This is a genomic window from Candidatus Acidiferrales bacterium (assembly GCA_036514995.1).
Classification (GTDB): domain Bacteria; phylum Acidobacteriota; class Terriglobia; order Acidiferrales; family DATBWB01; genus DATBWB01.
The window spans coordinates 33,109-58,299 of sequence record DATBWB010000062.1 but is presented as its reverse complement, the minus strand read 5'-3'; the positions used below and the strand labels follow the sequence as shown (position 1 = coordinate 58,299).

Genomic DNA, 25,191 nt, shown 5'->3' with positions numbered 1-25,191 from the left:
CATGACCATCCAGTTCCGCGACCGCATTGAAATCGAAAATCTCCGCAATCTGCCAACCGAGCAAGTCGCTTCGCTCGAACGGGCTCTCCACGAAGGCGCCCAAGCTTGCCCCGACCCCAAGCGCCCGCGCTTCTACGAAATCTCCTGGCAGGGCAAGTGCTACTACGTGGACCTCTTGCCTGGCGGACGTCGCGTGATCCTCCTCGCCGTCTGGGACGCTGAAACTGCCGCCGCCTACGCTCACGTCACCTAGCCCCATCTGTTCCCTTTCTTGTTCGATGCCGCAGGCATTGTCTTTTCACTCCGAGCGAAGCGAGGAATCTGTTTTTGCCGCGAGCTTCTCTTCGTCCGCTTGTGTAGGGGCCGGTCTTTAGACCGCCCCAAGATCAGGGCAAGCTGAAGCTTGCCTCTACGGATCCTTGTTCGGGTACTGACCAATCCCCAGCGCTTCCGCCAATTGCTTTGCCCATCCCTTCTGCGCTACCATTCCCCTGCCCTGAAAGCCAGCCCTGCACCTTATGGTACAGGGCCAGCCAAACCGATTGTGCTCTCCAGCCCGCTTCCCATCTCATCGAGCGAGGAACTATGACGAAGCGCGCCGCTCTTCGGATGCTCGTTGCTATCATCGTCCTTTTGGGAGGTCTTGCTGGAATCGCTTACGCTATTTTCTGGTACCTGGCTATGGCAGCCCTGCCGCAAACGACCGGCACGCTCGCCCTTCCCGGCCTGAACAACCCCGTTACCATCACCCGCGACCGCCTCGGCGTCCCTCACATTCAAGCCGCCAACCTCCAAGATCTCCTTTTCGCCCAGGGCTACGTCATGGCGCAGGATCGCCTTTGGCAGATGGACCTCTCGCGCCGCGTAGCGGCCGGCGAACTCGCTGAAATCTTCGGGGAACGAGCCCTCGAACGTGACAAGGAGAGTCGCACCTATCTCTACCGCCACGTCGCTCAAAAAGCTCTCAGGGAATTGCCCATGGGAGCCGCCCTCAGCCTGGAGCAATTCTCCGCCGGCGTGAACGCCTTCATCGCCTCACACCACGATAGGCTGCCCATCGAGTTCATTTTTCTTCGCTACCAACCTAGGCCGTGGACTCCGGCAGATACCTTCCTCGTCGTCTGCAACATGTTTGAGGCGTTGACCAGCAGTTGGCAGTCGGAGCTGGCCCGCGAAAAGCTGACCGCTAGGATCGGTCCCGAGCTGGCCCGTGACCTGTACGTGGTCGATTCCCGTCTTGACCACCCAGCGGGCGAAGGTCCCGTCGTGGCCCGGCCGGCGCGCAAGGCTAGGCCTGCCGGAGCCCGCCGCTCCTGGGCCGCCCCGTACGAACTTTGGCAATCCGTCACAGATTTCCAGGTTGGCCTGTCGGAAGCGTTAAACGGCAGCAACAATTGGGTCATTTCAGGCGCCCGTACCTATTCCGGCAAGCCGCTCCTCGCCAATGACACCCATCTCGAGCTTACCGTTCCCGACACTTGGTATCTCGTTCACTTGAAGAGTCCGGAGCTGAACGTTCGCGGCTTCGCCCTGCCCGGAATTCCTTGGGTCGTTCTCGGCCACAATGAACATATTGCCTGGGGTGTAACCAATGTCGGCGCTGACGTCCAGGACCTTTTTGTCGAGGAATTTGATCCCGAGCGGCCGGACTACTACCGCACCGCCCCGCGGGGCGGATGGAAGCAAGCCACCCGCTATCGCGAACTCATCAAGGTCAAAGGCAAACCGGATGTCTCGTTTGACGTTCTCGCTACGCATCACGGGCCAGGCATAAGAAAAGACGGCAACCGCATGCTGGCGCTTCGCTGGACGCTCTACGATCCCGGCGCGCTCAGCAATCACCTCCTCTCAATCAATCAGGCGGCAAACTGGCAGCAATTTCTGGAAGCGCTGCGGGATTGGACCTCTCCATCGCAGAATTTTGTCTATGCCGATGACCAGGGCAATATCGGCTATCACGCCGCCGGACGCATTCCACTCCGTCGTAGCGGCGACGGCGCCATGCCTGTCTCGGCCTCGACAGATGCCGGCGAATGGATCGGAACCATTCCCTTCGATGAGCTCCCCCAGGCTTTTAATCCCCCGGGCGGTGTGATTGCCACCGCGAATGCCAGGATTACGCCTGCCGGCTATCCGTTCTACGTCACCGATCGCTGGGAAGCGCCCTATCGCACGGCTCGCATCTACGACCAAATCAATCAGCTTGACAAGCGCGCCGCCCCGGAAGATCTGCTCGCTCTCCAGACAGACAGTTTCAGCTACTTCCACCGATGGTTTGCCGGCCAACTCGTCGCCACCGCCAAAGTTCATCCCCCAACCGATGCCCGCATCCAGCAGGCGATTCAGGCGCTCGATGGCTGGGACGGCCGCGCCACCCTTGATTCGATTGCGCCGACCCTGACGGACCAGGCTCGCCGCCGTTTCCTCACGAAATTGCTCGAAGCAAAGGCAGGCGCGGACTGGCCCGAGTATCGCTGGTTTCGCTCGCCTGTCTTCGTGGAGAACGTACTTCACAAACGGCCGGCTCGGTGGCTCCCACCGGGATTCAAAGACTACGACCAACTCCTTCTCGAAAGCCTCAAGGAAGCCTTCTGGTCGATCGAGCAACAGACTCGCTCGACCGAATTGAAGTCCTGGCAGTGGGGCCCGTTCAATCGTTTGCGCCGCCAGCATCCCTTGGTTTTGCTGCCGATCATCGGCAGGGTTTTTCGCGCGCCAGCAGGCTCGCAGGCGGGGATGGGCTACTCCGTCCGCGCGACCGGGCCGATGTTTGGTCCCGCGATGCGCTTTGTCGCCGATCTTTCCAACCTCGACCGTTCCTTGCTGAACCTTACGGTCGGCGAATCGGGTCAGATCTACAGCCCTCACTATGCGGACCAATATTCAGGTTGGGCCCAAGGCCTGCCGCAGCGCTGGCCGTTCAGCAACCCCAGCTTGGAGCGCGAGACCACCCGGCGGTTGCAGCTCTTGCCGGCTGCCCGCTAGGACGGTCCCAGCCGCTTGTGCTAGAGGCCAAGAACGTTGAGAATGCTCGCATTCCCTATGTCAAAGGGCGAGAAAAGCGCTTATAACTCACCTGCGGCCGGACGCTGCTGAGGTGATATTCAAGATGCCCAGAATGAAGATCGCTACCGGAACACCCTGGGAACCCATCGTGGGTTACTCGCGGGCCGTCCGTGTCGGATCCTTTGTTTTCGTCTCTGGAACCACTGCCACCGACCAAACCGGGAAGATCGTAGGCCACGGCGATCCTTACGCACAAGCCGTACAGGCCCTGCGAAACATTGAAGCGGCACTGCACGCAGCCGGCGCCACCCTGAAGGACGTGGTTCGCACGCGTATCTACGTCACGAATATTGATGATTGGAAAAAAATCGGCCGGGCGCACGGCGAGTTCTTCCGCGAAATTCACCCGGCCACCAGCATGGTGGAAGTGAGCCGCTTGATCGCTCCTGAGATCCTGGTCGAGATTGAAGCGGATGCCGTGATCGTCGAGTAACACAGTGAGTCGGATCGTTAACCCATGTTTGGGCAGAAACCGATAGAAGAATGGTTCCTGAAGTCGCTCCCACCGTCCCAAAAGCAGCAGGAAGCTAGGACCTTCATATGCTGAAAAGATTTTCTAGAGTGGTTCCATAGAAGTTCGACTCATCGGGCGGCCGCTAAAAGAAATCGGCAAAGCACATTTTGGCCATAACGGCCGGCCCATGGTTAACCCTCACCCCGATGAGCGCGCTTCGGCTCACTTCTCATTCCTGGAGGATTAGCTTCCGGTGGGAAGATCTCGACCTTGCGCGGTCGTACAACGGAGCCTATCACGGAGATAAGCAGGATGCTCGCCACCACACCTAGGGCAATGCTAATGGGAATCTTGTAGATGTCGGCAAGGAGCATTTTCGTCCCCACAAAGACGAGGATGGCAGAAAGCCCGTAATGGAGATAGCGAAACAGCTCCATAATCCCGGCCAATGCAAAATAGAGCGACCGCAATCCCAAAATAGCGAACACATTCGAGGTGTACACAATAAACGGATCGAGCGTGATGGCAAGGACGGCCGGAATCGAATCGACTGCAAAGACCACATCCGTCGTTTCAACCACCAGCAGCACGACGAACAACGGCGTGGCAAGGTACTTCCCGCTTCTCTGTGCGAAGAACTTGCCCTCTTCATAGCGGTCCGTAACAGGCATGAACCTCCGGAAGAGTTTCAGCACCGGGTTCCTTTCCGGGTGGATTTCTGTTTCCTTCTGCAACGCCATCTTGATGCCCGTAAAAACCAGGAATGCCCCGAAAACATAGATGATCCAATGAAACTTCTGGATCAGCGTCACGCCCGCGAGGATGAAAATCGCTCGCATGATCAGCGCGCCGAGAATCCCCCAGAAAAGTACCTTATGCCTGTATAGCGAAGGCACACGGAAGTAGGAGAAGATCAGCAAAAAGACAAAGATGTTGTCCACGCTGAGAGAATATTCGATGAGATAACCGGTCAGGAATTCAAGCGCCCTCACCGGGCCCCGCCAGAAGTAAACTCCCAGATTGAACAAAAGCGCCAATGTAATCCAAACCGCACACCACGCGAGGGCTTCTTTGAATTTGATCACATGAGCTTTGCGATGGAAAACTCCCAGATCCAACGCCAGCATCGCAAGCACGAAAACATTGAACAAAACCCACAGTACGACTTGACTGGACATCAAGACTCCTTTGTCTTTTCTGATCTCAGCGAGCTGTATAACCTCCGTCTATGACCAACTTGCTGCCAGTGACGAACTTGGATTCGTCGGATGCAAGGTAAAGAATACCGTAGGCAATATCGTCCGACTCCCGGACATGTCAACTTGGACGGAGACTATCGAGTTACCTCCTGAATGACTCGACCTCCTGTGGAGATCTCCTTCCCAGCTCCTCAACCACTGGAGTCCAAATGTAGCCGGGATGCACGGAGTTGACTCTGATGTTGCCCTTTGCGTAGAGAAGGGCATCGGTCTTGCTCATCAGCCTCACAGCCCCCTTGGATGCGTGATAGGAGGGAATATCCGGCGCACTTACAAGGCCGTAGATGGAGGACAGGTTGATGATGCTTCCGCCGCGCGGGTTCGCTGTGCCAACCGCAGAGCTTATCCGGAGCGTTTCAGGCTCAGCGCGCTCCCCAAATTCCACATCAGTTCCGCCGATAGCTCGGTAATTTCCATCCCTGGAACGACCAGCACCTTGCAGGACAGCGCCAGCGAAATCTCCCCCTGCCCCGGCAGGCGGTAGTTGATGCGGCATGTCTGGCACTCCTGATTCCAGCAGAATCGCCCGTACGGAATCGTCTCCGGGCTCAAGTATTGAAGGCATCGCAGGATCGTGTTGTTCTCCGGCACGCGGAACTTCTTGCCGAGGACACGGATTTCTACCAGTTTCTCATAAGGCCGATAGAGCGACGGTTCCGTCATCCGATACAAAAACACCCCGAAATTATCGGGGTGGGGGCAATCTAACAAGCCAATCTGCCGTCGCCGGACGGTCTCCTGACCGGCGTTTGCGGGGGTCGCAAGTTCGTCCCGCTACAAGGGCTCAGACAAAACGCGCCATCAGTTCCTCGAGCCCGGTGCTCGCCGGCACCTTCTGCTGAACCGCCTTCACCCGCTCCTCCATGGTCAGCTTGTCTTCCTCGTAATAGACGCCGACGTAGTGTCGGTCGGTCCGGTAGGCCAGCTCGAGCGCTTTCACCCTGTCTTTTACCTCGTGATCGGCTGGCACGGGCGAAAGGTGCTCCGCGTAATACTTGAACGTATCCACCTTGTTGAACGTCGGGCACGGACTCAGCACATCCACAAAAGAAAACCCTTTGTGATCGATTGCCTTGATGAACAGTTCGGTCAGTTCCCTCGCCTTCCCGGAAAAGCCCTTGGCCACAAATGTCGCGCCGTAAACAATGGCAAATGCCATCGGGTTGATCGGGTCTTCGATGTTTCCGTAGGGCGTGGACTTCGTCACAAACTGAAACGCGCTGGTCGGAGAAGTCTGCCCTTTTGTCAACCCGTAGATGTTGTTGTCCATGATGATGTAGGTGATGTCCGGGTTGCGGCGGATGGCGTGCGGCATGTGGCCCGCGCCAATCGAAAACCCGTCGCCGTCGCCCCCCATTCCCACAACGTGCAGTCGCGGGTTGGCCAGCTTGATACCTGTCGCCAGGGGAAGCACTCGCCCGTGCACGCCGTGGAAGCCGTAACTGTTTACGAAATACGGGATGCGGCTGGAACAGCCGATGCCGGAAACCAACACCAAATCCTTCGTCTCGTAACCCTTGGCTTCAAATGCCTCATAAACAGCCCGTAGCACCCCAAAATCGCCGCAGCCCGGGCACCACGTCGGCTTTACCTCGCTCTTGTAGTCGATAACTGCGGTTTCTGGCATGTTTCGGCAACCTCCTCAATCTTTTCCAGGATCGTTTGTGGACGGAACGGCAGTCCCCCGTAGATATTCTGACGGACGATGGCGCCGCTATAGACGCGGCGCAGCAGCGTGGCAAATTGCCCCTGCGAGTTTACTTCTGGCACAATCAATGTCTTGACGTTCTCTAGCGTCCGGTCCAGGTATCCGTCCCCAAGCGGATAGAGAACTCGCGGATAGAACGAGCAAATCTTGATGCCCTTTTCGAGCGCTCGCTCGGTCGCTTCGCGAACCGCCCCCAATGTCGAACCCCAACTGATAATCCCCAGTTCGGACGCTCGATCTCCATAGATCTCGACTGGCGGAAAATCAGCCAACGCTGCCCGCAGCTTGCGAAAGCGTTTGTCCACCATGTTCATATGATTCGCCGGGTCGTAGTTGGGCCGGCCGGATTCGGTATGCTCCAGCCCGCAGGCCACGTGGATCCCGTCCGCGGTGCCTGGATGGGCCATGGGCGACACGCCCGATTCCGTCAACTGATACCGCTTGTAGCGCTCGCCGCCGTTGCCCGCCCACTTGACCCGCTCGACAACCCTGACCTTGCTCAAGTCGGGCTTCGGGATGGACTCGGTTCGGTTGGAAAGCGACTGGTCGGAGAGCAAGAGCACCGGTATCTGGTACTTTTCGGCCAAATTGAAAGCGGTCACTGTCGAGTAGAAACAGTCTTCTACATTGTAGGGTGCGATGACAATCCGCGGCGCCTCGCCGTGATTTCCATAGACCGCTAGGTTGAGATCCGATTGCTCCGTTTTCGTGGGCATGCCGGTGGAGGGACCGGCTCGCTGGATGTCCGCAATGACCAGGGGAATTTCCGCCATCCCCGCCAAACCGAGCAGCTCCGTCATCAACGAAAGTCCGGGCCCGGCCGTGGCGCTCATCGCCCGGTGCCCGGCAAACGACGCCCCGATCGCCATCGCCACCGAAGCAATTTCGTCTTCCGCTTGGATCACCACCCCTCCCAACTGCGGCAGCACCCCGGCCAGATACTCCATGATGTCGCTCGCCGGCGTGATCGGATAGCCGAAATAGTGCCGGCACCCCGCAACCACCGCTCCCAACCCGACCGCTTCATTTCCGGAAATCACTATTCGCTCGTCCGATGGCTTCACCGGAATGCGCAGCGATTCGAGACCTGGAAAATTTTTCTCCACGTAGTCGCACCCTGCCTTCACCGCATCGACGTTCTTGTCAATGACCGACTGCCCCTTCTTTGCAAATTTTTCCCGCACTAGTTTTTCGAGGTAGTCTTTCGGAATCCAGAAGAGTCGCCCCAGCGCCCCAAGCGCCACCATGTTCTTGGCCAGCGGCATCTTGATCTGGTTCTTGGCGATCTCGGTTAGCGGCAGGCCCACTTTTGCGAAGGGTATGGCGCTTGCCTTCACGCTTTCGGTGTCGTAGAGCACCATACCCCCCTCGCGCAACTCCAGGTAGTGCTTGTCGTAGCCTTCTTGGTTGAAAGCCAGGAGGAGATCCAGATCGTCTCCATGAGAATAGAGATTATGATCACTCAACCGAAGCTGATATATGGCGTGACCGCCCTTGATTTCCGCAGGATAGGTTCGGAAGGTGTACACATAGAAGCCGGCACGAGCCGCAGCCAGCGTAAGTAGCTCTCCCGTCGAAATAACACCTTCGCCTGATTCGCCGCCAATCCGGATCACAATGTCATGCCGGGCCAATTCACTCCTCCCCAGCCTGCGCCAAATTCCATGCTAACCGATAGCCGTCCCCAAATCAATTACAGACGCTCTCCACAGTCTCCTTCGACGCATGAGATTTCCCTAGCGGGAGCAGAAAGCTCATGCTTGGCTCTTGATTGCGATCGCGGTTCGCGATGGCAAGTCTTCCAACGGCCGGTCCCAGGATGTTTTCACGCGGTGGCTGCTCGGCCGTAGTAGGGTTCGCCCTCGCTCGACATCAAGACTCAAAGTCCATACACGCCGCCGAACGTGCCCAGCAACACGCTTGACAGGACGTCACTAGCTGCCTTCCCACCGGAAGAACTGCCCCAGGTGGCGGAATTTCTCGTAGCGGCGTCGCAAAAGTTCATCCTTGTCGAGCCGGTCGAGTTCCTCGAGCGAACGCCGCAGGACAGGATCGAGCAATGCCGCTGCCCGGTCGTGATCTCGATGGGCTCCTCCGTCCGGCTCGGAGACAATCTCATCGATCAGTTGCATGGCCAGCAAGTCGGCCGCCGTCAACTTCAACGCCGCCGCAGCCAGTTCGGCGCGGGCCGCATCGCGCCACATGATCGAAGCGCATCCTTCCGGTGAAATCACCGAGTAGATCGCGGTCTCCGACATGTTTACCTTGTCGCCGACGGCAATCGCCAGCGCCCCCCCCGAGCCCCCTTCACCCGTCACACTCACCACAATCGGCACCGCCAGTTTTACAATTTCGCGCAAATTGCGCGCAATCGCTTCTGCCTGGCCCCGTTCTTCGGCGTCTATTCCCGGGTAGGCGCCGGGGGTATCCACAAAGCAGAGGATTGCCCGGTCGAACTTGGCCGCCATTTGCATCGCTCGCAGCGCCTTGCGATACCCTTCTGGCTTCGGCATCCCGAAGTTCCGCGCCAGCTTCTGTCTGGTGTCCCTGCCCTTCTGGTGGCCAACTACCATGACCGGTCGCCCATGGAATTTGGCAAGGCCGCAGACGATGGCTGCGTCGTCGGCAAAACTCCGGTCACCGTGGACTTCGCTAAAATCGGTAAAAAGCCGTTGCACGTAGTCGAGCGTGTAGGGACGATGCGGATGGCGAGCGAGTTGCGTGCGTTGCCACGCCGAGAGGTGCGCAAAAAACTCGCGCTTTAACTCCTGCACTTCCCGCCGCAGCCGCTCCAGCTCCTCGCTCGTACCCGATCCTTTCCCGGCGAGCCTCGCCAGCTCCTCCATCTCCTGCTCGAGCTTCTCAATGTTCCCGCGCTCTTTGAGGTCGGCCATCTCTCTTCCCACTCCTGCAAAACGCTACCGGATCACGTGGACGGCATTCTTGCCGCAAATCTCGCGCAACCGCTCGACCAATTCCCGGTCCGGGTTGACCCGCAACTCCTTCCCCGTCTCCATCGTCGCCCGGTAGCCGTCGCCCTCCAGGTCAAAAGCTACCCGGCAACTTCCCGGCTTGCGCGCAAACAGAGCCCGCAGCAAATCCACACCGGCCATGCCCAGCGCGTCAGGATCCACCCGGACGCGAATGACGGTCGGCGCTGGCTCGGCGGCATCTTCAAGCGGCTTGGCATCGGAAACCATCACCCTCGTTCCCGCGTCCTCGATGCTCAACTTGCCTTTGATCAACAGCGCCGCATCCGCCTTGATGAAATGTTCGAGCCGGCTGTACGCTTCCGGGAAGACCAGTAGATCGACGATTCCCGTCATGTCCTCCAGCTCGACCATCGCCCAGCGGTCACCCTTCTTGCTGCGCATGATGCGAATGCCGCTGACCAAACCCGCCAACCGCACCTCTTCCCCGTGGTTCCCTTCTTCCAGGCTTTCCGCGCGCTTCACCGTCAGCTCCTCCAGCCGCGAGGCATATTTCGCCAGAGGATGGCCGGAAATGTAGAAGCCCAGCGTCTCCTTCTCGTAGGCAAGAAGTTTGTGTTCCGGCCACTCATCGACCTCGGGCATTCCCACCGGTCGCGACTGGCCCATTTCCCTTTCGATGTCGCCCAGAAGACCAAACGACCCTTGGCCGCTTTGCCGGTCTCGCTGCTTCTTCTGGGCTCTTTCGATAGCCCGATCAAGTCCGGCAAATAGCTCCGCGCGGTGGCCGCCGAGCGAATCTAGGGCTCCCGATTTCACCAAACTCTCGAGTACTCGTTTGTTCAGCAGCCGGAGCTCAATTTCTTCGCAGAACTGGAAGAGAGTCGTGAATTTCCCCAACCGCTGACGCGCTTCCAAAATGCCGCCCACCGTGTTCTCACCCACGTTGCGGATGGCTGCCAGCCCGAAGCGAATCGCCTCCCCTGCCGGCGTGAAGTTTGTGGAGGAACTGTTCACGTCCGGCGGCAATACCGTAATGTTCATCTCGCGGCACTCGTTGATGTACTTGACGATCTTCTCCGTCTTGCCCATTTCCGAGGTAAGCAGCGCCGCCATGAACTCGACCGGATAGTGCACCTTCAAATAGCCAGTCTGGTAGGCAAGCAGCGCATACGCCGCCGAATGAGATTTGGCAAAGCCGTATCCGGCAAATTGTTCCATCAGGTCAAAGATCTTCGAAGCTTTCTTTTCCGGAACCTTGTGCGACCGGCAGCCTGCCAGGAACCTCTCGCGTTGCGCCGCCATTTCCTCCGGCTTCTTTTTCCCCATCGCCCGGCGCAGTAAATCCGCATCGCCCAACGAAAAACCCGCCAGCCGGTTGGCAATTTGCATCACTTGTTCCTGATAGACAATCACCCCGTACGTCTCCGCCAGTATGTCTTCGAGCTCCGGCAAATCGTATTCGACCTTCTTTTCACCCTGTTTGCGCTGGATGAAGTAGTCAATCATCCCGCCCTGGATTGGCCCGGGGCGGTAAAGCGCGTTCAGCGCTGTCAGGTCCTCAATGCGTTGCGGCTCGTACCGGCGGAGGATTTCGCGCATCCCCGGTGATTCAAACTGGAAGATGCCGCTCGTGTTTGCTTCGGCGAACAGGCGGTAGGTTGCCGGGTCATCCAAAGGAATATTCTCAAGCTCGAGCTTCACGCCACGGTTGCCCTCAATGAGCTTCACCGCGTCGTCCAGCACGGTGAGCGTGGCCAACGCCAGAAAGTCCATCTTCAGCAGCCCCAGCCGTTCCAGCTCGTTCATGTCATACTGGGTGACAATTTCCTCGCGGTTGGTCTTGTAGAGCGGAACGATCTCGGTCAGCGGCTCAGGGGAGATGACAACTCCGGCCGCGTGCGTCGATGCGTGACGTACAAGCCCCTCTAGTTTTCGGGCAACCTCAATCAACTCCTTGACCCGGCCTTCCCGCTCCTGCGCCGCTTTCAAGGGCGGCGACTTTGCCAGCGCATCGTCAAGCGTAATGTTCAACTCGGCTGGCACCATTTTTGCCAGCCGGTCCGCCTCGGCATACGGCATTTCCATGACTCGAGCCGTGTCCTTGATGACTGCCTTGGCTGCCATGGTTCCGAACGTGATGATCTGGGCTACGTTGTCGCGGCCATATTTCTCCCGCACGTAGCGAATCACCTCATCCCGCCGGCGCATGCAGAAATCAATGTCAATATCCGGCAGCGACACCCGCTCCGGATTCAGAAAACGCTCAAACAGCAAACCGTATTGCAGCGGATCAATGTTCGTAATCCCGAGAGAATAGCTTGCCAGCGACCCGGCCGCCGATCCTCGTCCCGGCCCCACCGGAATCTCCTGGGTGCGGGCGTAGGCAATGAAATCGGACACGATCAGAAAGTAGCCGGCAAAGCGCATCTTCTGGATCATCTGGATTTCGCGGCTGAGGCGTGCCTCGTATTCGGCCAGCTTGTGCCGCAGCAAGCCTTTCTGGGCCGCCGCCTCCAGCCGCGGTACCCGTGCGGCGAATCCCTCGCGCACCATCTTTTCAAAATAGCTGTCGGGCGAGTGCCCCTCGGGCACGTCAAAGTGCGGAAAGGGATTCCGGATTCGTTCGAGCTTCACGTGACACCGCTCCGCAACCTCGACCGTCCGGTCGAGCACTTCGGGAATTTCCCCGAACGGCTTCATCATTTCTTCGCGTGTCTTGAAATAGAACTCCTCGGTAGCAAATTTCATGCGGGAGGGATCGCTGAGCGTCTTGCCGGTCTGGATACAGACCAGCACGTCCTGCGCCCGGGCGTCTTCGCGGTGGAGGTAGTGGCAGTCATTCGTCGCCACCAGCGTAATCCCTGTCTCGCGCGACAGCCGGACCAGCTCCGGATTGATCCGCTGCTCGGTGTCAACCCCCTGGTCTTGGATTTCCAGATAGAAATTCCCTTTGCCGAAAATCTCCTGAAACTCGTAGGCAGCGCTTTTGGCCGCCTTGTAATTGCCTTCGGCCAGCGCTGAAGCCACTTCGCCGCGCAGGCACCCCGACGTAGCAATCAACCCGCGGCTGTGCTGGCGCAGCAGCTCCTTGTCGATGCGCGGCTTGTAGTAAAACCCTTCGAGGAAGCCCGCCGACACGAGCTTGATCAGGTTGCGATAGCCCTCGTTCGATTCGCAAAGGATCAAAAGGTGGTGAGCCCGCTCGCCGTCCTGGCTGCTCGTGCGGTCAAACCGTGAGGCCCTGGCAACATAGACCTCGCACCCGATGATGGGTTTGATCCCTTTGGTGACTGCCTCATGGTAAAAGCGCGATGCGGCAAAAAGATTCCCGTGGTCGGTCACCGCCACCGCCGGCATCTTCAGCCGGACGGCGTGTTCCACCAGCGCCGAGATTTCGCAAGCGCCGTCGAGAAGGCTGTAATCGGTGTGAAGATGGAGATGAACAAAATTCGAGTGCCGCATTTCCGTCATTGTAGCAGAAGCGAGTTGAGGCGACAAAAATTACCGGGGATGATTCCAAACCCACCCGGCATCTTTTTCCCTTCCATCGCTCTGCTCCCTTCGCCGTTGCCCGTCGCTCGCCAGCAAGCGAAATCCCGTGCCAGCCCGATTTCATCGAGCCTCGGCCAAGATAAGCCTGATTCCAACGGGGACAGAAAGCACGTAGCCATGGCAACGCCCGGCAAAAGCGGGTAAGGATCAGTGGCGCTTCTTGGATTCTTGCCTCTGTTTTCCCCGCCTTGTCTGCTTCGCCCGATGTCGAATCGTGGATCCCAGACTCTTGGCGGGCAATCTCGGCCGTGCCCTGGGACGCCGAGCTCTGGGTTTGTGGGCGGCCGACTTCGTCGGTGACCGAACGGGCGCGGCTGGCTTCGGCTTGGGCTCTGCTCGCGTAGCGGGTGCCGCTTCCGGCCTTGCCCGCGGCTCGCCTGCCGGACTGCCAGGGACAGGCATGTGCGCCGATGGCGCGGCGAGGGTACGCGCGGCTTTGGCGCCGGCTGCCTTTTGAGCGACCGCCCTCGTTTTCAGCTTCGCCTTTTCCTTTTCTTTTGGCGGCCGTTTCCGTGCCTTCTTCGGCTCTGGCACGCCGGCGATCTTGCGGAGCAATTTGCTTTGCTCGTTCTTGCTTCGCTTCTTCGTCTCGAGCGCCTGGAAAAAGAATTCCTTCAGAATCTGGTCGAATCTTGGCCCGCGCGGAATGCCGTAGCCCTCAAGCTCGACGACGGGTAGCTCTCTCTGAAACAATCGATGCTTCAAGAGGTGGTTTCGGATCTTGCTCTGAACCTTGACTTGTCCAAACTCGCACAAGACAAAGGTTAACAAGCCGATAGGAACCGTTTCGAGATATTGGTAGCAGGGCCGCAACTGCGAAGTTTTTGGCCCCAGCAGCATCTTGGCCACCCGCTGCGCCTCGCCTTCCAGATCGAAAAGCTCCGCGACTTCGGCCGCCCGCAGCCCAAAGTTGCCCACCGCGGTGGAACGCTCGCGTCCCTTGAGCCGTCTGAGCACGTAGTGCATGACCGCCACAAAAAGATTGCCCCGCCAGCCATAGTCGGCAAGCAGGTCGCGCATCTTGATGAGTTGCGCCAAGCCGGAATAGTCGGGATGCCGCCGCGCCAGGTTCGGGTGGATCACGCTGATGACCCCGCGCTCCTCCCACTTCTTCAGCACACCAATCGGCTTGGCCTCCCTGGCCAGTTCTTTCATCTCGCGACCCAGTCCCGCTCCCGAAATCGTCCCGTACAATTTCCTCTCGATGGCGATATCCAGCAACCCGCTGGTTCGCTCATCGGGCTTGAATCCCAATCGCGAACTGAACCGGATAATCCGCAGGATGCGCAACGGGTCATTGGTAAAGCTGTGGGTCGTCAGGGTACGGATTTCCCGCTTTTCGATGTCAGCCAAGCCGTTGGCCGGGTCAAGCAGCAACCCGCGCGAAGCCGGGTTAAGCGACAGGGCGATGGCATTCACCGAGAAATCTCGCCGGCGCAAATCATCAAAGATGCTTCCGGGGCGAATTTCGGGCTTGTCGCCCGGCCGCGGAAATATCTCGCTGCGCGCTGACGATATCTCGGCCAAAACACCGCTGCGAAAGACAACTTCAGCCGAGCGCAGATTCTCGTCAATCTCCACGCTCTCCGTTTCTTCCGGCTCCAATTCCTTGACAATGCGCAGCGCGTTTCCCTCGACCGCGAAATCCAGGTCTCGGATCGGCTGGCCGCAAATCAAGTCGCGGATAGCCCCCCCAACCAGATAGATGTTGACCTCCATCTGTTGCGCAAGGCCCTGCAAGCGCGAGACGACCCGGCGCTGGTCGGGCGTGAGCCGGCTCTCCAAAAGAAAGACGTAATCCGGCATTGCTCTCCTTCAGCGTGAATCCTTCCCGCCGCGGCCGGAATCCCTCATGTTGAATCCTTCGGGATCCATCCTTCCTCGGGCGGGCAGGCAATGAACATGTCTCCGCATCTAGATGAACTTCAGGCGCGCGGATGGTGCGCCCGATAAACTTCCTTGAGACGGTCTTTCATCACGTGCGTATAAATTTGGGTCGTCGAAATGTCGGCGTGGCCGAGCATCAATTGCACCGACCGCAGGTCCGCGCCGCGCTCGAGCAGATGGGTCGCAAAACTATGCCGCAGCTTGTGCGGCGCGAGCGGGCCGCGAATTCCCGCTCGCCGTCCGTGGGCTGCCAGAATTTTCCACAATCCGACGCGGCTTATCCTGCGGCCAAAGCGGTTCACGAAAAGAAAAGGGGTCGCGCGTTGCCGGTTCTCGCGCCCTGTACCGGGCGCCATCCGACGCCGCAGGAGCTTCGGCCGGCCCCGGCGCAAGTACCTCTCGAGCGCAGCAAGCGCCGCCTTCCCCACAGGCACTAGCCGTTCTTTGTCTCCCTTCCCCAGGCAACGCACATAACCCATGTCGGCTTGCAGGTCAGCGGTCTTGATCCCCGTCAATTCGCTCACCCGCATCCCGGTAGAATAGAGCAGCTCCAACATCGCCTTGTCGCGTAAGCCCAGCGGTGTTCGTTCCGTCGGTGCCGCCAGGAGTTTCTCCACCTCTTCCATAGCCAACGCCTTGGGCAGGGTCCGCCAGGTTTTCGGTGATTCTACATGGCGAGTGGGATCCTCGGCGATATACTCTTCCCTTCGCAAGAATCCGAAGAAGTTTCTTAACGCGCTCAAATGGCGCGCCACCGAGCGCGAGTCCAGCTTCTGTTGGTAGAGCCAGCCCAGAAAGTCCAGGACATCGCCGCGGGTCACCTTCTTGAAGGGCAACTTGCGCTCTTGAGCGTAGCGGGCAAATTTCAGCAGGTCGCGCCGGTAGGCCTGGACGCTGTTTTCCGCCAGCCCCCGCTCTACCCTTGCATGATTAAGAAACCATTGGACTTGTGCTTCCACCTTGGGTCTTTACCCTTGGCTTCCCAGGGACTGCCCGGATTCATCCCGGCCTATATGTCGGGCTCAAGGCCCGACACTCCCTTAAGAACGCTACTAGCTCTCCATGCCCCGCCCGGCCGCGTCCCGCCTCAAAGCAATACCGTAAACATCATGCAGCTCTTCACAGCGGAGCATCCACGCCAGGGCCAGGTAAAAGCCGGTCGCAGCACCGATAATAAACACAAAAATCCCGATCCGGTGCCACAGCCTCACAAATTGCTCAAAGTGTAACACCCGGAGCATCGCCCAGCAAAAGATCCCCATGGCCGCCGAGCACAACCCAATCTTGGCGATCGAGGACAGCATGGGTCGCTCGGCAAATTCACCGAAACGCCGCCGAAAAACCCATAGCAGGATCAAACAATTGAAGTAAGCCGCCAGAGCCGTGGCGAACGCCGGGCCACCGTTCCTGAAAAAGTCAAAAAACAGCCGGTAGAACAGCCCATTGAACAGAAGATTGACCACCACCGCTGACGCTGCAACCGCAACCGGCGTCTTTGTGTCCTTGGTCGAATAGAACGCCGGCACCACCAACTTTACAGCGGCGAATGCCGGGAGCCCAGTGGCGTAAAAAAAGAGCGCCCAGGAAGTAAGCGCGGTGGATTCCGCAGTGAATCGCCCGTGCTGGAAGAGCACCTCGATAATCGGTCGCGCCAGAACCATCATCCCTACCGTGGCGGGAATGGTGATGAAGGAGACAATCCTCAGGCTGAAAGCCAGCGTATGCTTCAGCCCGGTGACGTCTCGCTCCGCCGCTTGCCGCGACATGATCGGCAGAATCGCGGTAGCCACGGCAATCGCATAACCCCCCAGGACTAACTCCGTTACCCGGTCGGCAAAGTTCAACGATGCCAGGCTACCCTCCGGCATCTTCGCCGCCGTCGCAAAAACCCTGTCCACGAGAAAATTGATTTGATACACCCCGATACCGAAGAACCCCGGAACCATCAGCTTGCCCACCGCTCGAATCCCGGGATGAGAAAAAGACACGCCGAAATCGAAGGTCATTCCCCGCTCGCGCAGTTGCGGCATCTGAATCAGAAACTGAAGGGCTCCGCCAAGCAAGACTCCGAGCGACAGGGCCACTCCCGGCTCAGGGAAGTACCGGAGAAAGAAAGGGAACGAAGCGGCGATGATCGCCAGATTGAGCAGAATGGGCGTGGCGGCGGGTAAGCCGAACACGTGAAAGCTATTCAGGATGGCCATGGACAACGCCGCCAACCCGATGAAAAACAGATAGGGGAAGATGATTCGATTCAGATGGACGGCCAGTTCCCACTCTGTTGTCGTTGCCGAAAACATCGTCAGCACCCGCACCAGATAGGGCGAAAAGACAATCCCGAGGGCCGTCATCACCGCCAACACCATCGCCAGCGTCCAAAAGAGACGGTTGGCAAACTCCCAGACCTCCTTTTTTGACTTTGCGGTGAGGTACTGAGTGAAGATGGGAATGAACGAAGCGGTCAGCGATCCCTCGCCCACCAACCGCCGGAAAAGGTTGGGGATGCCGTAGGCGAGATAGTAGGAGTCCGCCGACAGTGTGGTTCCCAGGACAAAGGCGATGCGCTGCTCCCGGATGTAGCCGAGAATGCGACTGATGATGGTGATGAAGGTGATGACGCCAGCGGACCTGAGGATCTGTCTTTTTTCCGTCAAATCGCCTTCCGCCTCAGTCCCGCCGTGGCGGGATCATTCCTGCGCGAAGCGAGCGCATCTTAGCATAAGCCCCAAAGCGGGCAAAGTGCCGCCCCTCTTGGCATTGCCGCCGGGTCAATCGAACATGAGCGCCATCTTCCACCCAAGCTGTCATCCTGAGCGGAGCGAAGGATCTGCTTGTTCGGACTCCTCTTCGCTCCGGCCCTTTTGCCGGCACTGGTCACGGGCCGCCGGTCGCTGGGCACTGCCTTGCCCTGAGCAGCGCAGCCGAAGGGTCGCCGGCCCTGGCCACTGGTCGCTCGCCAACGGCCTCCCGGACACCTTTATGCGCCTCTGGCCTCATTGCCGGAGACGAGCAGCCCTGGGAGGAACGACCGCATAGTCAATCAGCGTCCGAGTTTGCTACTCTTGCCTGGCAGTTTTTGAATCTCGACCATGTGAGGCAGTGCCATGAAATTGGCGGAACTGGCTCGTAAGCTGGACTGTCAGCTCGAAGGTGACGGCGACCTTGAAATCACCGGCGTTGCGGGAATTGACCGGGCGCAACCGGGTGAGATTACCTTCCTCACCAACCCGCGGTACAAACCGTGGCTCAAACAAACACGCGCTTCGGCGATCATTGTCGCGCGCGAGGCCGAGCCGCCCGGGTTGCCCTGTCTTCGCTCGGACAATCCCTATCTCGCTTTTGCTCGGGCGGTGGAATTGTTCTACCAGCTGCCCCGTCCCGCTCCCGGCATCCACCCCACTGCGGTCATTGCCAAATCGGCTCAGATTGGCCCGAATGCCAGCATCGGTCCCTATTGTTTTGTGGACGAAGAGGTCACCATCGGAAAGAACGCTGTGCTACACAGCTTCGTCGCGATCTACCGGGGCGCCAAGATGGGCGATGACTTTTTCGCGCATTCGCATGCCGTCGTGCGTGAATTCTGCCGAATCGGCCATCGCGTCACGCTCCAGAACGGCGCCATGGTCGGGCCGGATGGCTTTGGCTTTGCCCGCCGCGCCGATGCGAGCTACCACAAAATTGTTCAGGCGGGCACCACCGTCATTGAGGATGACGTTGAGATTCAGGCGAACGCTTGCATTGACCGCGCCACCGTCGGCGAAACCCGGATCCGTCGCGGCTCCAAGATTGACAATCTCGTCCAGGTCGGCCATGCCTCCACGGTGGGGGAAGACACCCTGCTTTGTGCCCAGGCCGGCTTGGCGGGCAGCACCCACATCGGCAATCGCGTCATCCTCGCCGGCCAGGTCGGCTGCGCCGGACATTTGACCGTCGGCGACGGCGCCATCGCCACCGCTCAGACCGGCATTCCCAACGATGTGCCGGCCGGCCAAATCGTCTCCGGCTATCCAGCCATGGAAAACAAACTCTGGCGCAAATGTGCTGCCGTTTACGCCCGCTTGCCTGAGCTCCAAAAAACCGTCCGGGAATTAAAGGAAAAATGGATGGGACAGAACTGAAAACAGCACTCTTCTGCTGGTTCTATTTTCTATGTTCTATTTTCTATTTTCTATCTCAGATCGTTGCTCCCTCTTCCGCCATTCCTTGAGAGGCGCCGCGAAGCTCAAGCGGTAAAGCGGAGGCGATGATCTCTCGAACCTTTTGCGCCAGAACATCCCGGTCCTCGATCCCGTAGCCGGTCGTCTCCACCGGCCGATGGAATGTAATTCGAACCACTCCCGGCCGCAACGCCATCTCGCCTTTCGCCATACATCTTTCCGCCCCTTCAATCGTGACCGGCACAATGGGCACGCCGGCCTTGATGGCCAGCACAAATGGCCCCTTCTTGAACACACCCAGCACCCCGCCATGGCTGCGGGTTCCTTCCGGGTAAATGAGATACGGAAGCCCCGATTTCAACCCATCGACGGCTCGCTCGGCGCTGGCGATCGCTGCCTCGCGATTGCTACGGTCCAGGGGAATGAATCCGGCCATGCGCATGGCAATATTCAGGATCGGAATGCGGAAAAATTCTTTTTTTCCGAGGATGGCAACTCGCGGCAGCAACGGTACGAGTGCTGGCGGGTCCACGTTGCTCGTATGGTTCGGCATGAAAACGCAAGCCCGACCGCGCAAAACGTTTTCTTCACCGAACACCTCAATGCGGATGCGCGCCAGCCACAACCCTGCCCGCGCCCCGGCCAGACTGACGGCGTACAACGCTTCGATCGATCCGACCACGAGTGAATAGAGGATCATGGGCGGCCCAAGGATGAGCAAGTACAGCATGAGAAATCCGGTGACTAAAATCCCACGTAGCTGATTCAAGGCTCAGTAATCCCCTTCAAAAGTCCCTCCCGGATGCGCTGCTCGAGGAGGCTGGCAACCGGCTTTTCAAAAACCTCAAATTCCTCAACGCTTCGGATTGCGAGCCGAAAACGGCACGTATGCTCGGTGTCTCCTCGCTTCACGCGCAGCCGGACGCGCTCTCCGGGTCTTCGGCTTCGCACCGCCCGTGCAATGTCCCGCGGCAGACTCTTCTCGTCGAGAGCAATCAACTCGTCTCCAGCCTGCACCCCGGCCTGCGCAGCCGGCGAATCCGCTGTGATGTCCGTCACGTAGTGTTTTCCACCACGCCGATAAGTGTCAAAGCCGAGCCAGGACGCTTCTCGCTTCTCCAATCGAAGGGCCAGCCCGGCGTAACCGAGATATGTTCCATAGGGCAGTTCATCCGTGCCGGCAACGTAGCGGGCAAAGAATTCTCGGAAACTCGTGCCCCCTATCGCTTCGCATGCCGTCTCGATGTCACGCTGATCGTCGTAAAACTTGCTCTGGATCGCATAATGCTGATAGAGCTGCCTCATCAGATCATCGAGGCTTCGGCGATTGCCCGTGGCACGACGAATGCCCAGGTCGAGGAGTATTCCAAGAAGCTCGCCCTTGTTGTAATAAGAGATGCTGAATTCCGGTCGCGCATAGTGGGGATATTTTTCGAGCCACGCATCCAGCGAGGCTTCTTCCGCGCTCCTCCAGGCGCGAGCAGGGCGCGATTGAAGAACCTCCATCTGTCGCGCCAGTTCCGAGTAGAAGTGCTCCCGGCTGTACAACCCCGTGCGCACCAGCGTCAAATCGGCATAGGTGCTTGTCACGCCCTCGGCGAACCAGAGCGCTCGGCTGTACTGCTCTTGCGTGTAGTCCACCGGCTCGAGCGATTGCGGCCGTATGCGCTTCACATTCCAGAGGTGAAAGAATTCATGGGCGGTGACAGGCGCAAGTGAGCCGGGGTCGTTCTTGATGTCGTCGGCGCGTAGGAAAATTGCCGTCGAGTTCTTGTGCTCCATTCCCCCGCCCGACTCAGGCAAAAAGTGGTAGAGGAAGAGGTACTCGGCAAAGGGAACTCCGCCCATCAGCTTGGTTTGGTAGGCGACGATTCGCTCGATGGTCGTTTTGATTTGATCCAGCCGATAGACGGCGGGATCCCCATCGATCACGATCCGGTACCGGGCTGAGCCGACCAGCACCACCGTCTCCTCGAAATCGCCGATTTCCACCGGAGCGTCCGCAAGCTCGTCGTAGTTTGGGGCGACGTACCGCTTGGTGCTGTCGTCCCAACGCAGGGTGGTGGCAATCCGCCAACTTTCGGGAACGTCGGCGAACCCAAGCGTGGCTGGTTCGCCTTTCCGGCCCACCACATAGCAAAGCACCGATGCCAGATTCAGGAAGGCATGACGGGAGTTGAGCTGCGAGCTGTAGGCATCGGGTTGATCCCAGTAGATGTCGTAGCGCACGGTTACGGAAGTTCCGGAGGTGATGACGCGCCACGTCTGCTTGTCAAGCTTGCGCACCGGAAGCGGCTGGGCGGCGCTGTCCGTGGCGCGAAGCGCAACGATGTATTGGGCAAAGTCCCGCACCCGATAGAGCGCGTTCCAGGCGGGCATTTGAACCGTCAGCTCCGGGCCAGCTTCAGCTACTCGCATCTCTACGTGGAAAAAATGTTTGTCCGGCTCACGGAGCGAGATGCGATATTCGATCGGGGAACCTTGGCCGCCTGAGGGCTGGCTGGCCAGCGCGACGCCGGCCAGCGGGAGGCATAACCAGCCAAGCAGCACGGCGATATGGTTTTTACCTGGCATTCTCATCGTCTGGGGGTATCCTTCAGGCCTTTCGCTCGCGCAACCTTTCCAGGATCCGATCAGGAAGATTTTCAAATCCTCCGTTCGAAAGCGCTACGACAACATCTCCGCGGCGAGCCTCGGTTGCTACACGCCGAACGATCGTTTCCACGTCCGGCATGGCTGCCGCCGTCTTACCTTGCTTCACCAGAGCTACGGCCACACTCTCAGGCGAAAGGCGCTCCGCGTCACTCAGCAGGTGGGGGCGATTCACCGGCGCAATCAAAATACAATCGGCGAGGCTGAGCGCTTCCGGCAAGACAGACTCGAAGACCCTCCGGCGCAGCGTGTTCGAGCGAGGCTCGAAGAGCGCCCAAATCCGCCGGCCAGGATACTTCGCCGTGATCCCCTCGAGTGTCGCTCGAATGGCGGTCGGATGATGGGCGAAATCATCTATGACGGTGACTCCGGCCACTTCACCCTTCACCTCCATCCGCCGGCGCACGCTGCGAAACGTGCGAACCGCCTCCTCGATCACTTCCCTTTCTATTCCGGATTCGACGCCAGCCGCCGTAGCCGCCAGGACGTTCAGCGCGTTGCATTCTCCTGAAAGCGATGTCTCACACCGGACGCGGCCACCCTTATCGTTCTCCGCGTCGAAGCTCATGCCCCCGGGCGAATGCTTGAGCCCCTGTACCACCCACCGGGATCCACTGGACTTCTTCAGGCCATACGCTATGACCGGACAAAATGCCTTGGCCGTGCACTCGCGCACCGCTTCCCCCTCCCCCCAGGCAACAATCCATCCCCGGCTCGGTACCAGGTTCACCAGTCGTTTGAAGGCGAGCTTGACTGCATCCAGGTCGGCATAGATGTCGGCGTGGTCATATTCGACCGACGTCAAAATCACGCCATCCGGTCGGTAATGGAAGAACTTGGCGGACTTGTCGAAATAGGCCGAGTCGTACTCGTCCCCCTCGATGATGAAATCGGGCCCTCCGCCCAGCCCGTAGCTCGAACCAACATTTTCCCCGATGCCACCGATCAAGAAATTCGGTTTGCGGCCTCCAACCTGAAAAATCCAGGCGAGCAGCGCGGCAGTCGTAGTCTTGCCGTGCGTGCCGGCCACGACGAGCGACTGTTTCCCCGCAAGAAAGTGCTCGGCCACCACCTGCGGCAAGGAACGATAAGCAATCCGTTCGTCCAGCACGTATTCCAGCTCGACGTTCCCGCGCGAGATGGCATTGCCGACCACGACGAGGTCCGGTCGGGGCCGCAAATTCTCTGGTGAAAACCCGGTGGCGTAGTGAATTTGAAGCCGGTCGAGAAAATCGGACATGGGCGGATAGGTCCCGGAGTCAGAGCCGGTGACCTCGAAGCCCCGGTCGCGGAGCATTCCCGCCAACGATGCCATCGCTGCTCCGCAGATCCCGATGAGGTGAATGTGCCGGACCGCCTCCATCGGTCAGCGCACCGCCGGCTCAAGGATTTCGAGTTTCATTTCGTCCGTCACCGTGAGCCGTGCCGGCACCCCCAGGGGCAAGGTGAGTTGCGGCCCATCTACATGGCCAGCGGGAAGGCCGAACCCGACCGGGACGGAAAAATCGTGGAAAAATCTTCGCAAGACATCGAGCAGATTGTACTTTTGCCCGGGGGGATTGCAGTCCGGCATCTTTCCGAAAACGATGCCACGCACGTCCCGAAATTTTCCCGCCGCCCGCAACTGCAGGAGCATCCGGTCAACTTGGTAGGGCTTCACCCCCGTGTCTTCCATAAACAGGATGGCCCCGCTCGTTTCAATCTCGCACGCCGTTCCGATGCCGGCCGCCAGCAAGGAGAGGCACCCACCTTCCAGAATTCCCTGGGCCTCTCCCGGCCGAATCATTTCTCCCTCCCAGGGCAGCGTCCATCCGGAGCGATTCTGCATGACCGCCAGCTCGAACGATGCCCGGTTATAGCCCCGGTCGCCCTCGGAAAATCCGCTTGCCACCATAGGCCCTTGAAACACCACCCAGTTCAACTCGCGCCGGAAAAATTGTTGCAGCATCGTGATGTCACTGTAACCCATGAATACCTTCGGATGTGGCCTGAGAAATTCCAGGTTCAACGTCGGCGGCAAATAGCCGGCCCCGTATCCACCGCGCACGCAAAGCACTCCCCCAACAGCCGAGTTCGCAAACATCTCCATGATTTCCTTGCTGCGGCGTTCGACCGGCCCGGCGAAAAACAGATCTTGGGCGAGGAGGTCAACGCGCCGCTGTGTGCGGAAGCCAAGCTTGCGCAGCTCACCCTCCCCGCGCTCGACCAGCTCCGGTTCCGCCGAGCTCGCCGGCGCGACGATTCCGATCAAATCATTAACCTTTAACGCAGCAGGCTTGACGGCGACACTCATCTGGGTTAGAGAAAGAGGCTGGGGAGTGCGTCTCTACTGCCAATCGGCGCTTGAGTATAGCAGCTATGTCCCACAATACAATCTCTTGGCCTATGTTCAAAGCTGATCTCCATTGCCACAGCTATTTCTCCGGACGCGCCAAACACATGCGGCTCATCGGCGCCCGCGATTGCTATTCGCCCCCGCGCGACGTCTATCTCACCGCCAGGCGGCGCGGGATGAACCTGGTTACCATCACCGACCATGATTCGATTGATGGCTGTCGGCAGCTCCTGGATGAGATGGGGAATCTACCCGACTTTGTCATCGGCGAAGAGGTTACGACGTTTGTCCCCGAATTCGGCGATTCCATCCATATCGCTGTCTATGGAATCACCGAGGCCCACCACAGCGACCTTCAACACCTGGCCGGCAACGCTTCCGAGCTGGTCGCCTATTTACGACAGCATCAGATCCTTTTCGCCCTGAACCATTTTTTCCACGATTTTCGCCACCACCGTCGCCTGGGCGAATATCTTCATACCATGGCCCATCTGTTCGGCGTGGTCGAGGTTCAGAATGGCGCCATGCAGGCCGAGCACAACGAGATGGTCACCGAAGTCCTCGAATTCTTGAGCCAACAGGGAAAGAAATTTTCGTGTATTGCCGGGAGCGATGCGCACACCCTCCGCCGCATCGGCACGACCTATACCGCTAGCTTTGCTCGCACCAGGGAAGAGTTTCTGGGCGATATCCGCAACGGCCGGACCTTCGTGCGCGGCAGGCACGCTACCCACCTCGCTATCGCTCTCGACATTTACGGAGTCGTTCTCCGCTACTACCCCAACGTGCTGACCAATCGGAAAGAATTCGGCTTTTGGGAACGCCTCAAGAACATCGCCCTTAGCCTGGGCTGCTCGCCCTTTCTGTTCATTCCCTATGTCATCGCCCTCAAGCACGCCCGCCGTGAAAGGCAACACCTCGCTCATCTTCGCCAAGCTCTTTCCAGACTCTATCCCGGTGAGCGGACTTCCCCGGCCACCTAGCTGCGTGCTCAAAATCCCGCCGCCATTGCCTTGCCCCAATATATCGGGGCCAAAGCTTCAGGACGCCGGATGGAACTGGCCTCCCGCAGCGTGGGGTGGGCGTTGTTGCCTGAACTCGGCCCCGGCAAGGCAAGTTCACTCGCTGCTCTCCAACTGAATTAACGACACTCAAAATCTCGTGTCTGCGGGAATCCTGGGAGGGCTC

17 protein-coding genes and 1 pseudogene are annotated in these 25,191 nt (G+C 58.9%); 5 read left to right on the top strand and 13 right to left on the bottom strand.

The genetic code is table 11. The features are described from left to right. The first annotated feature begins 1 nt into the window (after window position 1). The 3 genes from VIH17_04585 to VIH17_04575 all read left to right on the top strand — a co-directional run bounded on the left by VIH17_04585 (window position 2) and on the right by VIH17_04575 (window position 3,499). On the top strand, window positions 2-253 hold the full coding sequence (locus tag VIH17_04585) for a hypothetical protein (GenBank protein ID HEY4682510.1): 252 nt from the start codon (window positions 2-4) through the stop codon (window positions 251-253). A 332-nt stretch (window positions 254-585) separates the two neighbouring features. Next, window positions 586-2,985, top strand: coding sequence for a penicillin acylase family protein (locus VIH17_04580; GenBank protein ID HEY4682509.1), 2,400 nt, complete (start codon window positions 586-588; stop codon window positions 2,983-2,985). A 133-nt stretch (window positions 2,986-3,118) separates the two neighbouring features. Continuing rightward, a complete protein-coding gene (locus VIH17_04575) occupies window positions 3,119-3,499 on the top strand; it encodes a RidA family protein (protein HEY4682508.1) in 381 nt (126 codons plus the stop codon). A 212-nt stretch (window positions 3,500-3,711) separates the two neighbouring features. On the opposite strand, the gene VIH17_04570 is transcribed toward VIH17_04575, so the two are convergent. From VIH17_04570 to murJ, 9 genes and pseudogenes are all read right to left on the bottom strand, one after another. Continuing rightward, complete coding sequence (locus VIH17_04570) at window positions 3,712-4,698, bottom strand: TerC family protein (protein ID HEY4682507.1); 987 nt, start codon at window positions 4,696-4,698, stop codon at window positions 3,712-3,714. 423 nt (window positions 4,699-5,121) lie between these two features. After that, on the bottom strand, window positions 5,122-5,442 hold the full coding sequence (locus tag VIH17_04565) for a 2Fe-2S iron-sulfur cluster-binding protein (protein HEY4682506.1): 321 nt from the start codon (window positions 5,440-5,442) through the stop codon (window positions 5,122-5,124). A 121-nt stretch (window positions 5,443-5,563) separates the two neighbouring features. After that, entirely contained in the window at window positions 5,564-6,406 is an 843-nt protein-coding gene (locus VIH17_04560; protein ID HEY4682505.1) for a 2-oxoacid:ferredoxin oxidoreductase subunit beta, read from the bottom strand. Continuing rightward, window positions 6,367-8,121 (bottom strand): 2-oxoacid:acceptor oxidoreductase subunit alpha, encoded by a 1,755-nt coding sequence (locus tag VIH17_04555; GenBank protein HEY4682504.1) that lies wholly within the window; start codon window positions 8,119-8,121, stop codon window positions 6,367-6,369. Before VIH17_04555 ends, VIH17_04560 begins: the two co-directional genes overlap by 40 nt. Before the next feature lie 300 nt (window positions 8,122-8,421). Continuing rightward, window positions 8,422-9,381: an acetyl-CoA carboxylase carboxyltransferase subunit alpha gene (locus VIH17_04550; GenBank protein ID HEY4682503.1), complete on the bottom strand. Its 960-nt coding sequence runs from the start codon at window positions 9,379-9,381 to the stop codon at window positions 8,422-8,424. A gap of 24 nt (window positions 9,382-9,405) precedes the next feature. Continuing rightward, the gene (dnaE, locus tag VIH17_04545) at window positions 9,406-12,882 is read right to left on the bottom strand and encodes a DNA polymerase III subunit alpha (GenBank protein ID HEY4682502.1); all 3,477 of its coding nucleotides are present in this window, start codon (window positions 12,880-12,882) and stop codon (window positions 9,406-9,408) included. Between the two features lie 237 nt (window positions 12,883-13,119). After that, entirely contained in the window at window positions 13,120-14,778 is a 1,659-nt protein-coding gene (locus VIH17_04540; GenBank protein ID HEY4682501.1) for a hypothetical protein, read from the bottom strand. Between the two features lie 119 nt (window positions 14,779-14,897). Then, window positions 14,898-15,806, bottom strand: a pseudogene (gene xerD / locus VIH17_04535) (site-specific tyrosine recombinase XerD). A gap of 105 nt (window positions 15,807-15,911) precedes the next feature. Further along, complete coding sequence (gene murJ / locus VIH17_04530; protein ID HEY4682500.1) at window positions 15,912-17,513, bottom strand: murein biosynthesis integral membrane protein MurJ; 1,602 nt, start codon at window positions 17,511-17,513, stop codon at window positions 15,912-15,914. 450 nt (window positions 17,514-17,963) lie between these two features. Between murJ and lpxD the strand changes: the two genes are divergently transcribed. Then, window positions 17,964-18,977, top strand: coding sequence for a UDP-3-O-(3-hydroxymyristoyl)glucosamine N-acyltransferase (gene lpxD, locus VIH17_04525; GenBank protein HEY4682499.1), 1,014 nt, complete (start codon window positions 17,964-17,966; stop codon window positions 18,975-18,977). A 55-nt stretch (window positions 18,978-19,032) separates the two neighbouring features. Here lpxD and VIH17_04520 read toward each other — a convergent pair whose 3' ends face one another. Genes VIH17_04520 through VIH17_04505 form a run of 4 tightly spaced genes read right to left on the bottom strand, consistent with a single transcriptional unit; the run spans window position 19,033 to window position 23,919 of the window. Next, window positions 19,033-19,746, bottom strand: coding sequence for a lysophospholipid acyltransferase family protein (locus VIH17_04520; GenBank protein HEY4682498.1), 714 nt, complete (start codon window positions 19,744-19,746; stop codon window positions 19,033-19,035). Window positions 19,747-19,781: 35 nt separating this feature from the next. After that, window positions 19,782-21,596 carry a PDZ domain-containing protein gene (locus VIH17_04515; protein HEY4682497.1) on the bottom strand — a complete coding sequence of 605 codons (1,815 nt, stop codon included), beginning with the start codon at window positions 21,594-21,596 and terminating at the stop codon, window positions 19,782-19,784. A gap of 16 nt (window positions 21,597-21,612) precedes the next feature. After that, window positions 21,613-23,031: a UDP-N-acetylmuramate:L-alanyl-gamma-D-glutamyl-meso-diaminopimelate ligase gene (mpl, locus tag VIH17_04510; GenBank protein HEY4682496.1), complete on the bottom strand. Its 1,419-nt coding sequence runs from the start codon at window positions 23,029-23,031 to the stop codon at window positions 21,613-21,615. 3 nt (window positions 23,032-23,034) lie between these two features. Next, the gene (locus VIH17_04505; protein HEY4682495.1) at window positions 23,035-23,919 is read right to left on the bottom strand and encodes an LD-carboxypeptidase; all 885 of its coding nucleotides are present in this window, start codon (window positions 23,917-23,919) and stop codon (window positions 23,035-23,037) included. Between the two features lie 134 nt (window positions 23,920-24,053). Here VIH17_04505 and VIH17_04500 point away from each other — a divergent pair, with 134 nt between their 5' ends. Beyond that, window positions 24,054-24,986 carry a PHP-associated domain-containing protein gene (locus tag VIH17_04500; protein HEY4682494.1) on the top strand — a complete coding sequence of 311 codons (933 nt, stop codon included), beginning with the start codon at window positions 24,054-24,056 and terminating at the stop codon, window positions 24,984-24,986. Window positions 24,987-25,191 lie beyond the last annotated feature (205 nt).